12 protein-coding genes are annotated in these 14,344 nt (G+C 69.8%); 11 read left to right on the top strand and 1 reads right to left on the bottom strand.

Features of this window, described 5'->3' with window-relative positions; translation table 11 throughout:
- Positions 1 to 133: 133 nt before the first annotated feature.
- From argS to rho, 6 genes are all read left to right on the top strand, one after another.
- Positions 134 to 1,771, top strand: a complete 1,638-nt coding sequence (gene argS / locus IE307_RS24290; protein ID WP_191301409.1) for an arginine--tRNA ligase — start codon at positions 134 to 136, stop codon at positions 1,769 to 1,771.
- Positions 1,771 to 3,189: a diaminopimelate decarboxylase gene (gene lysA / locus IE307_RS24285; RefSeq protein ID WP_191301407.1), complete on the top strand. Its 1,419-nt coding sequence runs from the start codon at positions 1,771 to 1,773 to the stop codon at positions 3,187 to 3,189. The genes argS and lysA overlap by 1 nt, the downstream gene beginning before the upstream one ends.
- The gene (locus IE307_RS24280) at positions 3,186 to 4,487 is read left to right on the top strand and encodes a homoserine dehydrogenase (RefSeq protein ID WP_191301404.1); all 1,302 of its coding nucleotides are present in this window, start codon (positions 3,186 to 3,188) and stop codon (positions 4,485 to 4,487) included. The genes lysA and IE307_RS24280 overlap by 4 nt, the downstream gene beginning before the upstream one ends.
- Positions 4,484 to 5,536, top strand: coding sequence for a threonine synthase (gene thrC / locus IE307_RS24275; RefSeq protein WP_191301402.1), 1,053 nt, complete (start codon positions 4,484 to 4,486; stop codon positions 5,534 to 5,536). Before IE307_RS24280 ends, thrC begins: the two co-directional genes overlap by 4 nt.
- Positions 5,533 to 6,387: a homoserine kinase gene (gene thrB, locus IE307_RS24270; protein WP_229905019.1), complete on the top strand. Its 855-nt coding sequence runs from the start codon at positions 5,533 to 5,535 to the stop codon at positions 6,385 to 6,387. Before thrC ends, thrB begins: the two co-directional genes overlap by 4 nt.
- 318 nt (positions 6,388 to 6,705) lie before the next feature.
- On the top strand, positions 6,706 to 8,730 hold the full coding sequence (gene rho, locus IE307_RS24265; protein ID WP_191301398.1) for a transcription termination factor Rho: 2,025 nt from the start codon (positions 6,706 to 6,708) through the stop codon (positions 8,728 to 8,730).
- Between the two features lie 95 nt (positions 8,731 to 8,825).
- On the opposite strand, the gene IE307_RS24260 is transcribed toward rho, so the two are convergent.
- Positions 8,826 to 9,188 (bottom strand): hypothetical protein, encoded by a 363-nt coding sequence (locus IE307_RS24260; RefSeq protein WP_191301395.1) that lies wholly within the window; start codon positions 9,186 to 9,188, stop codon positions 8,826 to 8,828.
- Between the two features lie 267 nt (positions 9,189 to 9,455).
- On the opposite strand from IE307_RS24260, the gene rpmE reads away from it, so the two are divergent.
- From rpmE to prmC, 5 genes are all read left to right on the top strand, one after another.
- The gene (gene rpmE / locus IE307_RS24255; protein WP_191301393.1) at positions 9,456 to 9,668 is read left to right on the top strand and encodes a 50S ribosomal protein L31; all 213 of its coding nucleotides are present in this window, start codon (positions 9,456 to 9,458) and stop codon (positions 9,666 to 9,668) included.
- 88 nt (positions 9,669 to 9,756) lie between these two features.
- Entirely contained in the window at positions 9,757 to 10,821 is a 1,065-nt protein-coding gene (gene prfA / locus IE307_RS24250; protein ID WP_191301391.1) for a peptide chain release factor 1, read from the top strand.
- A gap of 22 nt (positions 10,822 to 10,843) precedes the next feature.
- Positions 10,844 to 12,052, top strand: a complete 1,209-nt coding sequence (locus IE307_RS24245) for an acyl-CoA thioesterase/bile acid-CoA:amino acid N-acyltransferase family protein (protein WP_191301388.1) — start codon at positions 10,844 to 10,846, stop codon at positions 12,050 to 12,052.
- 9 nt (positions 12,053 to 12,061) lie between these two features.
- A complete protein-coding gene (gene lpdA / locus IE307_RS24240) occupies positions 12,062 to 13,447 on the top strand; it encodes a dihydrolipoyl dehydrogenase (RefSeq protein WP_191301385.1) in 1,386 nt (461 codons plus the stop codon).
- Between the two features lie 27 nt (positions 13,448 to 13,474).
- Positions 13,475 to 14,341, top strand: coding sequence for a peptide chain release factor N(5)-glutamine methyltransferase (gene prmC, locus IE307_RS24235; RefSeq protein ID WP_191301756.1), 867 nt, complete (start codon positions 13,475 to 13,477; stop codon positions 14,339 to 14,341).
- The last annotated feature ends 3 nt before the right edge of the window (positions 14,342 to 14,344 follow it).

Raw genomic sequence — 14,344 nt, 5'->3', positions numbered from 1 at the left:
GTGTAGGGACATCGTGTCTGGTCACCGTCAGCGCAGTGCGATACCACGTGTGCGTTAACACTTGCCGTCTCACCCTCCGAGACCCGGTAACCCGGTCGAGACCTGCGACAACGCTTCTCTAAACTCTTCTGGCGTGACACCCGAAGCGCTCGCCGATCTCGTCAGGACCGCGGTTGCCCAGTTGCTGGCCGACCGGGGTCTCGACACCACCGCCACACCCGAGCGGGTGACGGTCGAGCGACCCAGGAACCCCGGGCACGGCGACTACGCCACCAACGTCGCGCTCCAGATCGCCAAGAAGACCGGTGTCCCCCCGCGCGATCTCGCCACGTGGCTCGCCGAAGCCCTCGTGAGCCGGTCCGCCATCGCGAAGGCCGACGTCGCCGGCCCCGGCTTCCTGAACCTCACGATCGCCGCCGAGGCCCAGGGCGCGATCCTCCAGGACGCGCTGGAGGCCGGTTACGGCACGGGCGCCGAGCTGCGGGGCAAGCTGATCAACCTGGAGTTCGTCTCCGCGAACCCGACGGGCCCCATCCACCTCGGTGGCGCGCGCTGGGCGGCCGTCGGCGACGCGCTGGGCCGGATCCTGCGGGCCCGCGGCGCCGAGGTCACCCGCGAGTACTACTTCAACGACGCCGGCGCGCAGATCGACAGGTTCGTCCGGTCGCTGATCGCCGCCGCGAAGGGCGAGCCGGCCCCCGAGGACGGTTACGCGGGCACGTACGTGAGCGACATCGCCGCCGAGGTCCTGCGCCGCGAACCGGGCGCCCTGGGCGACCCGGAGACGGTGCGCAGGGTCGGCGTCGGGCTCATGTTCGAGGAGATCAAGCGCAGCCTGCACGAGTTCGGCACCGACTTCGACGTCTACTTCCACGAGGACTCGCTGCACGAGAGCGGCCGCGTCGAAGAGGCGATCACGAAGCTCAAGGCCAACGGCTCGCTCTACGAGAAGGACGGCGCCTGGTGGCTGCGGTCCACGGACTTCGGTGACGACAAGGACCGCGTCGTCATCAAGAGCGACGGCAACCCGGCCTACATCGCGGGCGACATCGCCTACCTCGTCGACAAGCGCGGCCGCGGCTTCGACCTGTGCATCTACATGCTCGGCGCCGACCACCACGGCTACATCGCGCGCCTCAAGGCCGCGGCGGCCGCGCTGGGCGACGACCCCGGCAGCGTCGAGGTGCTGATCGGCCAGCTCGTGAACCTCGTCAGCGACGGCCAGCCCGTCCGGATGAGCAAGCGCGCGGGCACCGTCATCACGATGGAGGACCTGGTCGACGCGGTCGGCGTGGACGCGGCGCGCTACGCCATGATCCGCTCGTCGGTCGACTCGGGTCTCGACATCGACCTCGACCTGCTGCGCAAGCACGAGAGCGAGAACCCGGTCTACTACGTGCAGTACGCGCACTCCCGCACGTCGTCGATCCTGCGCAACGCCGCCGAACTGGGCATCACCCCCGATGAGGACTTCGCGCTGCTCACCCACGAGCGCGAGGGCGCACTCATCCGCACCATCGGCGAGTTCCCGCGAGTGGTGGCCACCGCCGCCGAGCTGCGCGAACCCCACCGGGTGGCGAGGTACCTCGAAGAGCTGGCCGGGGCCTTCCACCGCTTCTACGACCGCACGAACGGCGTCCGCGTCCTTCCCCAGGGCGACGAGGCACCCACCCCGTTGCACCGGGCGAGACTCACGCTCTGCGCCGCGACCAGGAATGTTTTCGGAGCCGGCCTCGGCCTGCTCGGCGTCACCGCACCGGAGCGAATGTAATGCGAGCACATCCCGCTGGACCTCGGCACGCCGACGTCACGGCACCCGGCAACACCGCCGGCGACCGCCCCTCCTCCACCGACCAGCTCGACCACCTGCACCCCACCGTGTGGCCCCGCAACGCCCAGCGCAACGACGCCGGCGTCCTGGAGCTTGCGGGCGTGGACGTGCGCACGCTCGCCGAGCAGTACGGCACCCCGTTGTTCGTCATGGACGAGCAGGACTTCCGCGCGCGGTGCCGCGAGCACGCCGAGGCGTTCGGCGACCCGACGCTCGTGCACTACGCCTCCAAGGCGTTCCTGAGCGTGCAGGTCGCGAAGTGGGTGGCCGAAGAGGGCCTCTCCATCGACGTCTGCAGCGGTGGCGAGCTCGCCATCGCCCTGCGAGCGGACTTCCCGGCCGAGCGCATCGCGTTGCACGGCAACAACAAGAGCGTTCCCGAACTGATCGCGGCCGTCGAGGCCGGTGTCGGCGGGATCGTCGTCGACTCCTACTACGAGATCGCGAGGCTCGACCAGATCGCGCGCGACCGCGGTGTGGTGCAGCCGGTGCTGATCCGCGTGACGGTCGGCGTCGAGGCGCACACGCACGAGTTCATCGCGACCGCGCACGAGGACCAGAAGTTCGGCTTCTCGCTGTCCTCCGGCGACGCGGCCGAGGCGGTGCGCCGCGTGCTCAAGGCGAGCGGCCTGGAGCTCGTCGGCCTGCACAGCCACATCGGCTCGCAGATCTTCGACGCCTCCGGCTTCGAGGTCGCCGCGCGCCGCGTGATCGGCCTGCTCGCCGAGATCCGCGAGGAGCACGGCGACGTGCCGTCGTTGAACGTCGTCGACCTCGGCGGCGGTCTCGGCATCGCCTACACGCCGGACGACGACCCGCCCCCGCCCGCCGAGCTCGCGCGGCAGCTGCACAACATCGTGCAGAAGGAGTGCGAGCACAACGGCCTGCCGATGCCCCGCATCGCGGTCGAGCCCGGCCGCGCGATCGTCGGCCCCGGCACGGTCACCGTGTACGAGGTCGGCACGATCAAGGACATCGAGCTCGACGGCGGCGCGCGCCGCCGGTACGTCAGCGTCGACGGCGGCATGAGCGACAACATCCGCACCGCCCTGTACGACGCGGTCTACGACTGCAAGCTGGTCTCACGGGCGTCCGAGCCCGAATCGAGGGCCGTGCTGTGTCGTGTCGTGGGCAAGCACTGCGAGTCCGGTGACATCGTGGTGCGCGACTGCTGGCTGCCCGACGACCTCGCGCCGGGCGACCTGGTTGCGATCGCCGCCACAGGGGCCTACTGCTACTCGATGGCGAGCGGGTACAACCGACTTCCGAGGCCCGCGCTCGCCGCGGTGACCGACGGGGAGGCGCGGCTGCTGCTGCGTCGCGAGACCGAGGACGACCTGTTCCGTCTGGAGGTATGAAAGCCGTGAAACCGATTCGGGTCGCCTTGCTCGGCTGTGGCACGGTGGGCACGGAGGTAGTCCGGCTGCTGACCGACCAGGCCGAGGACCTCACCCAGCGCATCGGCGCGCCGGTCGAGATCGTGGGCATCGCCGTGCGCAGGCCGAACAAACACCGTGAAGTGCCGGAGCACCTGCTCACCACGGACGCCGCGGCGCTCGTGAAGTCCGACGACGTGGACGTGATCGTCGAGGTCATCGGCGGCATCGACCCGACGCGCGGCCTGCTGCTGGAGGCGTTGCGCGCCGGCAAGTCCGTCGTGACGGCGAACAAGGCGCTGCTGGCCGAGCACGGCTCGGACCTGTTCGAGGCCGCTGACGCGTCCGGCGCGGACCTGTACTTCGAGGCCGCCGTCGCCGGCGCGATCCCGTTGCTGCGCCCGTTGCGGGAATCCCTTGCGGGAGACCGGATCACGCGCGTCATGGGCATCGTGAACGGCACGACGAACTTCATCCTGTCCGCGATGGACGCCACGGGCGCGGGCTACGCCGAGACGCTCGAGGAGGCCTCGCGCCTCGGTTACGCCGAGGCCGACCCGACCGCGGACGTCGACGGGTTCGACGCCGCGTCGAAGGCCGCGATCCTTGCGTCCCTTGCGTTCCACACGCGGGTGACGGCGTCGGACGTGTACCGCGAGGGCATCCGCGCGGTGTCCGCGGCGGACATCGCGGCGGCCAAGGGCCTCGGCCGCACGGTGAAGCTGCTCGCGATCTGCGAGCGCGTGGTCAGCCCGTCCGGCCAGGAGTCAGTCGCCGTTCGAGTGCACCCGGCCATGATCCCCAGGACGCATCCGCTGGCGAGCGTCAACGGCGCGTTCAACGCCGTGTTCGTCGAGGCCGACGCGGCGGGGGAGATGATGTTCTACGGGCAGGGTGCCGGTGGCGCCCCGACGGCGAGCGCCGTGGTCGGCGACCTGGTCGCCGTGGCGCGCAACATGGTCGCGAGCGGGCACGGCCCGCGCGAGTCGGCCTACGCCGCGTTGTCAGCGCAGCCCATGGGCAACACGCCCACCCGCTACCACATCAGCCTCGACGTGGCGGACAAGGCGGGTGTCCTCTCGCAGGTCGCCGCCGTGTTCGCCGAGCACGACGTGAGCATCGCCGCGGTGCGCCAGGAAGGCCGCACCGAGGACGCCAGCCTGGTGATCGTCACGCACGCGGCGACCGACGCCGCTCTGCGGTCCACTGTGGACAAAATCGGTGGCCTCCCCGTGGTGCGGGACGTCGTCAGCGTCATGAGGGTGGAGGGCGAAGAGTGAACGCCTCAAGAGCGGGCTGGCCCGGGCTCATCAACGCCTACCGGGACCGCATCGAGATTCCCGAGGGCGCCGAGGTCGTGACGCTGCACGAGGGCGGCACGCCGCTGGTGCACGCCAAGCGCCTCTCCGAGGCGGCCGGGTCCGACGTGTGGGTCAAGGTCGAGGGCGCGAACCCGACCGGCTCGTTCAAGGACCGCGGCATGACCGTGGCCATGACGTACGCGCTCGCCTCCGGCCTCAAGGCTGTGATCTGCGCCTCCACCGGCAACACGTCGGCCTCCGCCGCGGCCTACGCGGCCAAGGCCGGTCTGACGGCGGCCGTGCTCGTGCCCAGCGGCAAGATCGCGATGGGCAAGCTCGCGCAGGCCGTCATGCACGGCGCGAAGATCCTGCAGATCGACGGCAACTTCGACGACTGCCTGGAGCTGGCGTCGAAGACCGCCGCCGAGTACCCCGTCACGCTCGTGAACTCGGTCAACCCCGTGCGCCTGGTCGGTCAGCAGACCGCCGCGTGGGAGGTCGCCGACGTGCTCGGGCAGGCTCCGGACGTGCACTGCCTGCCGGTCGGCAACGCGGGCAACATCACCGCGTACTGGAAGGGCTACACGTCCTACGACAAGGGCCTGCCGAAGATGTTCGGCTTCCAGGCCGCGGGGGCCGCGCCGCTGGTCAGCGGCCAGCCGGTGCCCAACCCGGAGACCATCGCGACCGCGATCCGCATCGGTTCGCCGGCCTCGTGGACGGGTGCGGTCGACGCCCGTGACGAGTCCGGAGGCCTGATCGACGCCGTCACCGACGAGCAGATCCTCGCCGCGTACCGCCTGCTGGCGTCGTCCGAGGGCATCTTCGTCGAACCGGCGTCGGCCGCGTCCATCGCCGGTCTGCTGATGACCGCCGAGGACGGGCGCCTGCCCAAGGGCTCGACGGTTGTGTGCACCGTCACGGGCCACGGTCTGAAGGACCCCGACACGGCGTTGCTCGGCGTCACCGAGGTCGAGCCGATCCCGGTCGACCCCGGTGCCGTCGCGTACGCGCTGGAGCTCGCGTGAAGTTCCTCGTCTCCGTCCCCGCGTCGACCGCGAACCTCGGGTCGGGGTTCGACGCGCTCGGCATGGCGCTCGGCATGTACGACGACGTGGAGGTGGCCGGCGGCGAGGGTGTCGACGGCCTCTCGATCACGGTCGACGGTGCCGGATCAGGCGACGTCCCGCTCGACGAGACCCATCTCGTCGTGCGGGCCGTCCGCGCCACCGGCTACACCGGTGGACTGGCCCTGAAGTGCCGCAACACCATTCCGCACGCACGGGGACTGGGCTCGTCGGCCGCCGCGATCGTGGCGGGAGTCGTAGCCGGGTTCACCCTGACGGGTCGCGAGTTGGACACGGACGCGTTGCAAATCGCCGCCGAGTTCGAGGGGCACGCGGACAACGCCGCCGCCTCCTTGTACGGCGGCGTCGTCGTCGCGTGGTCCGAAGGGGAGCGGTACCGCGCTGTCCGGACGGACGCCGACGCACGGGTGCGCCCGGTGGTCCTGATCCCGGCCGCGGAGTCGTCCACCAAGACCACGCGCGGCCTGCTGCCGGCCGAAGTTCCGCACGCGGACGCCGCGCACGCCGCGGGGCGCGCTGCCCTCGCGGTGCACGCGCTGACGCGCGATCCGTCCGTTCTCCTTGCTGCGACTGAGGATCGACTTCACCAGAACTACCGCGAGCCCGCATGGCCCGACACCGTTCGGGTGATCAACGATCTTCGCAAGCTCGGTGTTCCCGCCTGCGTGTCCGGAGCGGGACCCACCGTGATCGCCTTCGGTGATCTTCCGGCCGAGGTCGACACGCACGGCTTCGACGTGCGCAGACTCGACGTCGACGCCGCCGGCGTGCGCGTTCGTCCATTGGACTGACACGCCCGACCCCGGTTGTTGCATGGTGGAGGACCGGCGTCTACCCTCGGGGGCGATCAGTCACTGCGCGCACGGGCGCCGGTGTCGCGCCCGGACACTCGTTCCGGGTCGCAATCCTTTTGTGTTCCGGCTCTGTGCCGTGCGGGCGGGGCGGACGCAAAGAGGCACCCGATCGCCGTGAACTGAGAAAAGTCCCGTGCTTGCCGGAAGCGGTGTGTGCTTCCGTCTGCATCGGACTGACCGTCGTTCCCCGGTTGAAGTGGGAAGACGGGTCCGCTGGGTCGCGTAGGAGGCGGGGCCTGGTCAGGAAGGACATGCGTGAGCAACACCGATTTGCTGAGCAGCGCAGCTGCATCTGGTTCTGGAGCCGAGGAGAACGCTCTGTCCACCCCTACGAACGGCACGACGCCGCGCCGCCGCGCGGGTCTGTCCGGCATGGTGCTCGCTGAGCTGCGTGAGCTCGCGGGCCAAATGGGCATCACCGGAACCGCAGGCCTGCGCAAGGGCGACCTGATCGCGGCCATCAAGGAGAAGCAAGGCTCCGGCGCCCCGGCGAAGGCCGAGAAGCCCGCGAAAGCTGAGAAGGCCGCCGCGAAGGCCGAGGCCCCCGCTGAGAAGCCGGCTGTCGCCAAGGCCGAAAAGGCCGTCGAGAAGCCTGTTCAGCAGCAGCTCGAGGTAGCGGAGAAGCCCGCGGCCGCCGAGTCCGGCGACGACGCCCGCTCGTCCGAGGACGGGGGGCGCCGTGGAAACCGTCGCCGCCGTTCCGGCCGTGGCGGCGGCAACGCCGAGGGCGAAGGCCAGCCGCAGCAGTCCGAGCAGCGCGCCGAGCGCCCTGAGCGTGGCGAGCGCACCGAGCGTGCTGAGCGTCCCGACCGTGGTGAGCGCGCTGAGCGTTCGGACCGCGGCGAGCGTTCGGACCGTGGTGACCGCGCTGAGCGTTCCGACCGCGGTGACCGCGGCGAGCGTTCTGAGCGTGGCGACCGCGGTGACCGCAACGAGCGTGGCGGCCGTGACCGCAACCGCGACCGCGGTGACCGCAACGAGCGCGGCGACCGTGGCGGAGACCGCCAGGGTGGCGGTCCCTCCGACGACGACGGTGACGGCCGTCGTGGCCGCTTCCGCGACCGCCGCAGGCGCGGTGGCCGTGGCGAGGAGCAGGGTGGCGGCGGTCGTGGCGACCGCGAGACCGAGGTGCGCGACGACGACGTCCTGCTCCCGGTCGCGGGCATCCTGGACGTGCTGGAGAACTACGCGTTCGTCCGCACCTCCGGCTACCTCGCGGGCTCGAACGACGTCTACGTCTCGCTCTCGCTGGTCCGCAAGTACGGCCTGCGCCGCGGTGACGCCCTCACCGGCGCCGTCCGCCAGCCGCGCGACGGCGAGCAGCAGCGCCAGAAGTTCAACCCGCTGGTCCGCGTCGACAAGATCAACGGCCTGGACCCGGACGAGGCGCGCAACCGCCCGGACTTCACGAAGCTGACGCCGCTCTACCCGAACGAGCGTCTGCGCCTCGAGACCGAGCCGCACATCCTCACCACCCGTGTCATCGACCTGGTGATGCCGATCGGCAAGGGCCAGCGCGCCCTGATCGTCTCCCCGCCGAAGGCCGGCAAGACCTCGGTGCTGCAGTCGATCGCGAACGCGATCACGACGAACAACCCCGAGTGCCACCTGATGGTCGTCCTGGTCGACGAGCGTCCGGAAGAGGTCACCGACATGCAGCGCTCGGTGAAGGGCGAGGTCATCGCCTCGACCTTCGACCGCCCGCCGTCGGACCACACGACCATCTCCGAGCTGGCGATCGAGCGCGCCAAGCGCCTCGTCGAGATGGGCCACGACGTCGTGGTCCTGCTCGACTCGATCACCCGCCTGGGCCGCGCCTACAACCTGGCAGCCCCGGCCTCCGGCCGAATCCTGTCCGGTGGTGTCGACTCGACGGCTCTCTACCCGCCGAAGCGCTTCCTCGGCGCCGCCCGCAACATCGAGGGCGGCGGCTCCCTGACGGTGATCGCGACGGCACTGGTCGAGACCGGCTCTGCCGGCGACTCGGTGATCTTCGAAGAGTTCAAGGGCACCGGCAACGCCGAGCTCAAGCTCGACCGCAAGATCGCCGACAAGCGCACCTTCCCGGCAGTCGACGTGGACAGCTCCGGCACCCGCAAGGAAGAGCTCCTGCTCTCGCCGGACGAGATGGCAGTCACGCACAAGCTCCGCCGCGTGCTCCACGCCCTCGACGGTCAGCAGGCCATCGACCTGCTGCTCGACCGCCTGCGCAAGTCCCGCACCAACATCGAGTTCCTGATGCAGGTCGCGAAGACGACGCCCGGCGCCGAGCAGGACTGACGGCCCGTGTGAGTTTCACGTGAAATGGCCCCCGCTGCAGGTCAGCGGGGGCTTTTTCATGTCAGTCACTCGAATGCCGAAGCAGAACCGGGGGGTCAGCGACACCCAGCGGTCTGACGACTCTCGTCGTTCTGCACCACCAGCCGGAACACCAGCCCCACCAGAACCGGCACCCCCACCACGGTCGCCGCCAGAGCCGGTACCTCCACGGCCCCGACCGCCACCCCGAGCACCAGCACCGCGCCCAGGTAGGGCCATCGGAGCCAGGTCCGCGACCAGGCCCGCCGCCACCGGACCCCGCCGGACACAGCCGCGGCCACCGCGACCCCGGCCCCGGAGACCACGGACGACAGCGGCACCGTCGCCCAGGCGCCGGTCAGCAGCCCAGCGGCTCCCATCAGGCCGAACACCGCGGCGGCGAACACGAACGGCAGGACCAGCCACACACGCTGGTCCATCGGCCGCTCTAGGGTGCAGAACACGGCACACAGTCTGATGGACGCTGTCCAACAACACAGAGCCGCATCTGGCCCAACGGCCACACCTTGCGCCGAACGGCGTACCAGCGAGGTTAAGCGGCTGTGACATAAGCCACGACCACGCCTGGGGAACAACCGCGTTTTTGCACGTGTTGAACGGTCTGGCAAACTAAATGGTCGAGTCCGGCTCCGGTTCACCCGTTCACCAACTGGGACCCGGCGGCCATCCTTGAAAGGGACAAGATCTTGAAGACTGGCATCCACCCCGAGTACACGGTCACCGAAGTGACCTGCAGCTGCGGCAACGCGTTCACCACGCGCAGCACCACCTCGGCGTCCGAGGTTCGCGTTGAAATGTGCTCTAACTGCCACCCGTTCTACACGGGCAAGCAGCGCATCCTGGACACCGGCGGTCGCGTCGCGCGCTTCGAGGCGCGTTACGGCAAGCGCAGCAAGTAGCTGCTTTCACGGCGCTCGACCCGGCCTCACGAGGCTGGGGCGGGCGCCGTCGTCGTTTCCAGGGAACCCCGAACCGAAAGCAGGAGACGTGTCGCAGTCGCTGGACAGCTTGCTCGCCGAGTACGACGAGCTGGAGAAGAAGCTCGCCGACCCCTCCGTGCACGCTGACCAGGCAGGAGCGCGCAAGCTCGGCAAGCGGTACGCCGCGCTCGGGCCCATCGTGAAGACGGCGAGGGACATCGAGCAGGCCAAGAGCGACCTCGAGGCCGCCAAGGAGCTCGCGGCCGAGGACAAGGGGTTCCAGGAGGAGGTCGAGCAGATCGAGGAGCAGCTCCCCAAGCTGGAGGAGAAGCTCACCGAACTGCTGCTGCCGCGCGACCCGCACGACGGCGACGACGTGCTGCTGGAGATCAAGTCCGGCGAGGGCGGCGAGGAGTCCGCGCTGTTCGCGGGCGACCTGCTGCGCATGTACACGCGGTATGCGGAGCGTCACGGCTGGAAGGTCGAGATGCTCGACGGCACCGACTCCGACCTCGGCGGGTTCAAGGACGTCACGGTGGCCATCAAGGCCAAGGCGACGACCCCGGACGGCGTGTGGAGCCGGCTGAAGTGGGAGGGCGGCGTGCACCGGGTGCAGCGCGTGCCCGTGACCGAGTCGCAGGGGCGCATCCACACCTCCGCCGCCGGCGTCCTGGTCTTCCCCGAGACCGAGGAGACCACCGCGGTCGAGATCGACGAGAAGGACCTGCGGATCGACGTCTACCGGTCGTCCGGCAAGGGCGGCCAGTCGGTCAACACCACCGACTCCGCGGTCCGCATCACCCACCTGCCCACGGGCATCGTCACGTCCTGCCAGAACGAGCGCAGCCAGCTGCAGAACAAGGCCCGCGCCATGCAGGTGCTGCAGAGCCGGCTCGTCGCGCTCGCCGAGGAGCAGAAGGCGCAGGAGCAGTCGGACGCCCGGCGCACCCAGATCCGCACCGTTGACCGCAGTGAACGGGTGAGGACCTACAACTTCCCCGAATCACGCATCTCCGATCACCGGGTTGGGTACAAAGCGCATAACCTGGACCAGGTGCTCGACGGGGACCTGGACGCGGTGGTGGACGCACTCGCCGCCGCTGACCGGGCAGAACGGCTCGCAGGCGGGTAATCCGACGTGGGAGGGGCGCGTTGTGGCCGAGATCCTGGTAGATCCGCAGACAGCGCCTCTCGACCACCCGGTCGACGTGCTCGTCTCCGGCCTGAAACCCGGCCAGACGATCACCGTGCAACTCTCCACGGGTGATCGCGCTTCTCGTGCCGTGTTCGAGGCCGACGACCGTGGTGTCGTAGACCTCACAAGGCACGCACCGATCGAGGGCAGCTATCGCGGTGTCGACCCGATGGGGCTGTTCTGGTCGTTGGAACGCACAGGCGGCAAGGCCGGCCCAGCGGTCATCTCGGTCGAGGGCGTGGGAGACCGCGTTCTGGAACGGCAGGAGCTCCCCGAGGGCGTCGAGCGGCTGGAGGTCCGGGAAAGCGGGCTGGTCGGCACGCTGTTCGCCCCTGAGGACGACGGAGGCGAGCTGTCGGGCGTCATCGTCCTCGGCGGGTCCGAGGGCGGTGTCCACGAGACCGACGCGGCGCTGCTGGCCGCGCACGGGTTCGTCACGCTCGCCCTCGGCTACTTCGGCATGGAGGGCCTGCCGGAGCACCTCGAGGACGTGCCGCTGGAGTACTTCGGCAAGGCGATCGACTTCCTGTCCGACCACGCGGGCGAGATCGGCGTCGTCGGCGGGTCGCGCGGCGGTGAGCTGGCGTTGCTCGTCGCCGCCACGTTCCCGCAGGTCAGCGCGGTCGTGAGCGTGGTCGGCAGCGGCGTGGTCACCCAGGCGATCGGGCCCGGCGCCAACCTGTTGCAGAAGCTCTCGCACGAGGCGGCGTCGTGGACGCTCAAGGGCGAGCCGCTGCCGTACCTGCCCTACGAGATCGGCGACGAGCTGCGGTCCAAGATGGTCAACGGCGAACCGGTGCCGCTCAGGCTCGCGTTCAGCACCGAGGACGGCATCGCGGAGGACGCGGAGATCCCCGTCGAACGCATCGCGGGCGGTGTGTTGCTCATCTCGTCCGGACAGGACGACGGATGGCCCAGCACCGAGCTGAGCGACGTCGCGATGCGACGGTTGAAGGACCACGAGCACACGTTCCCGCACGAGCACGTCGTGTATCCCGAGGCAGGACACCTGATCGCGGGCCCGCCGCACCGGCCGGCCACCGACGTGACCTATCCGGGGCCCGGTGTCACCTTCTCGGGTGGCGGTTCGCCGCAGGCCACCGCACACGCGCGGGCGGACGCCTGGAAACGGACGGTTGAGTTCTTGCGCGAGCAGCTCGGGACCTAGGGTGTGCTCATGAGCGCACACTTTGATGTCGTCGTCGTGGGTGCGGGTCCCGGCGGGTACGTCGCCGCGATCCGTGCGGCTCAGCTCGGGCTGAAGACCGCCGTCGTGGAGGAGAAGTACTGGGGCGGTGTCTGCCTGAACGTGGGCTGCATCCCGTCGAAGGCACTCCTGCGCAACGCCGAGCTGGCGCACCTCTTCACGCACGAGCAGAAGACGTTCGGCATCAAGGTCGAGGGCACCGTCAGCTTCGACTACAGCGCGGCGTGGCAGCGCAGCCGCAAGGTCGCGGACGGGCGCGTCAAGGGCGTGCACTTCCTCATGAAGAAGAACGGCATCACCGAGTACAACGGGTGGGCCAACTTCACCGACGACCACACCCTGACCGTCGGGGACGAGACGATCACCTTCGGCCACGCGATCATCGCCGTGGGCGCCACGACCCGGATGCTGCCGAACACGCAGAAGTCCGACCGCGTCGTGACCTACGAAGAGCAGATCATGACCGAGGACCTGCCCGAGTCGATCATCATCGCCGGCGCGGGCGCGATCGGCGTCGAGTTCGCGTACGTCATGCACAACTACGGCGTGAAGGTCACCATCGTCGAGTTCCTCGACCGCATGGTGCCGCTCGAGGACGACGAGGTCTCCGCCGAGCTCTTCAAGCGCTACAAGAAGCTGGGCGTCGACGTGCGCCTCGGCACCCGCGTCGAGTCGATCGACGAGTCCGGCCCGAAGGTCCGCGTCACCGTGTCGAAGAACGGTGCCGAGGAGGTCCTCGAGGCCGACAAGGTCATGCAGGCCATCGGTTTCGTGCCGCGCGTCGAGGGCTACGGCCTCGAGAACACCGGCGTGAAGCTGACCGACCGCGGTGCCATCGACATCGACGGCCGCGGCCGCACCAACGTGCCGCACATCTTCGCCATCGGCGACGTCACCGCGAAGCTGATGCTCGCGCACACCGCCGAGTCCATGGGCATCATCGCCTCGGAGACCATCGCGGGCGCCGAGACCATGGAGCTCGACTACGTGATGATCCCGCGGGCGACGTTCTGCCAGCCGCAGATCGCCTCGTTCGGCTACACGGAGAAGCAGGCGCGCGAGAAGGGCTTCGACGTCCAGGTCTCGAAGTTCCCGTTCACCGCGAACGGCAAGGCGCACGGCCTGGCCGAGCCCGGCGGTTTCGTGAAGCTGATCAGCGACGGCAAGCACGGCGAGCTGCTCGGCGGCCACATCATCGGCCCCGAGGCGACCGAGCTGCTGCCCGAGCTCACGCTGGCGCAGCAGTGGGACCTCACCGTCCACGAGGTCGCGCGCAACGTCCACGCGCACCCGACGCTGTCGGAGGCCGTCAAGGAAGCGGTGCACGGCCTGGCCGGGCACATGATCAACTTCTGAGATAGCTTCTTCCCGATGTCTTCGACGATGAACCGGCAGCCGCTCCGCCTCGCCGTGTCCGAGGCGGCCAAGATCCTCGCCGAGGCGGGCGTGGACAGTCCGCGCGTCGACGCGGAGTACCTGGCCGCGCACGTGCTCGGCGTCGAGCGCGGACGGCTGCCGCTCATCCCGCTGGTCGACCCGTCGGTGATCGACCAGCTGCACAAGCTCGTGCGGGTCCGCGCCTCGCGGATCCCGTTGCAGCACATCCTCGGCTGGGCCCCGATGGGCGCCATCTCCGTCGAGGTCGGGCCCGGGGTGTTCGTGCCGCGGCCCGAGACCGAGCTGCTGATGGAGTGGGGTCTGAAGGCGCTGGCCGGTGTGTCGTCGCCGGTCGTCGTGGACCTCTGCACGGGGACGGGTGCGCTGGCGTTGTCCATCGCGGCCGCCCGTCCGGACGCCGTGGTGCACGCGGTGGAGATCGATCCGCAAGCGCTTGCCTGGACGCGCCGCAACGCCGACGCGCGGGTGGCCGCGGGCGACACCCCGATCAAGCTGCACTTCGGGGACGCCACCGACCCGTCGCTGCTGTCCGATCTGGACGGTCAGGTGGACCTCGTGGTGTGCAATCCGCCTTATGTGCCGGAGGGAACTCCTGTGCAGCCCGAGGTCGGTGAGCACGACCCGCACCACGCGGTGTTCTCCGGCGCCGACGGGCTGGACGTCATCCGGCACGTCGTGTGGGCTGCTGCGCGCTGGTTGAAGCCCGGCGGTTCCGTCGGCATCGAGCACGACGACACCCAGGGGGAGTCCGTGCCGGCGCTGCTGGCCGCGCGCCGGGTGCTCACGGACGTCGCCGACCACGCCGACCTGGCGGGGCGGCCGAGGTTCGCGACCGCCCGCAGGGTCGGGTAGCTC

The sequence above is a fragment of the Lentzea cavernae genome, assembly GCF_014653695.1.
Taxonomy (GTDB): Bacteria; Actinomycetota; Actinomycetes; order Mycobacteriales; family Pseudonocardiaceae; genus Lentzea; species Lentzea cavernae.
This window is presented reverse-complemented; position numbering and strand designations above follow the sequence as displayed.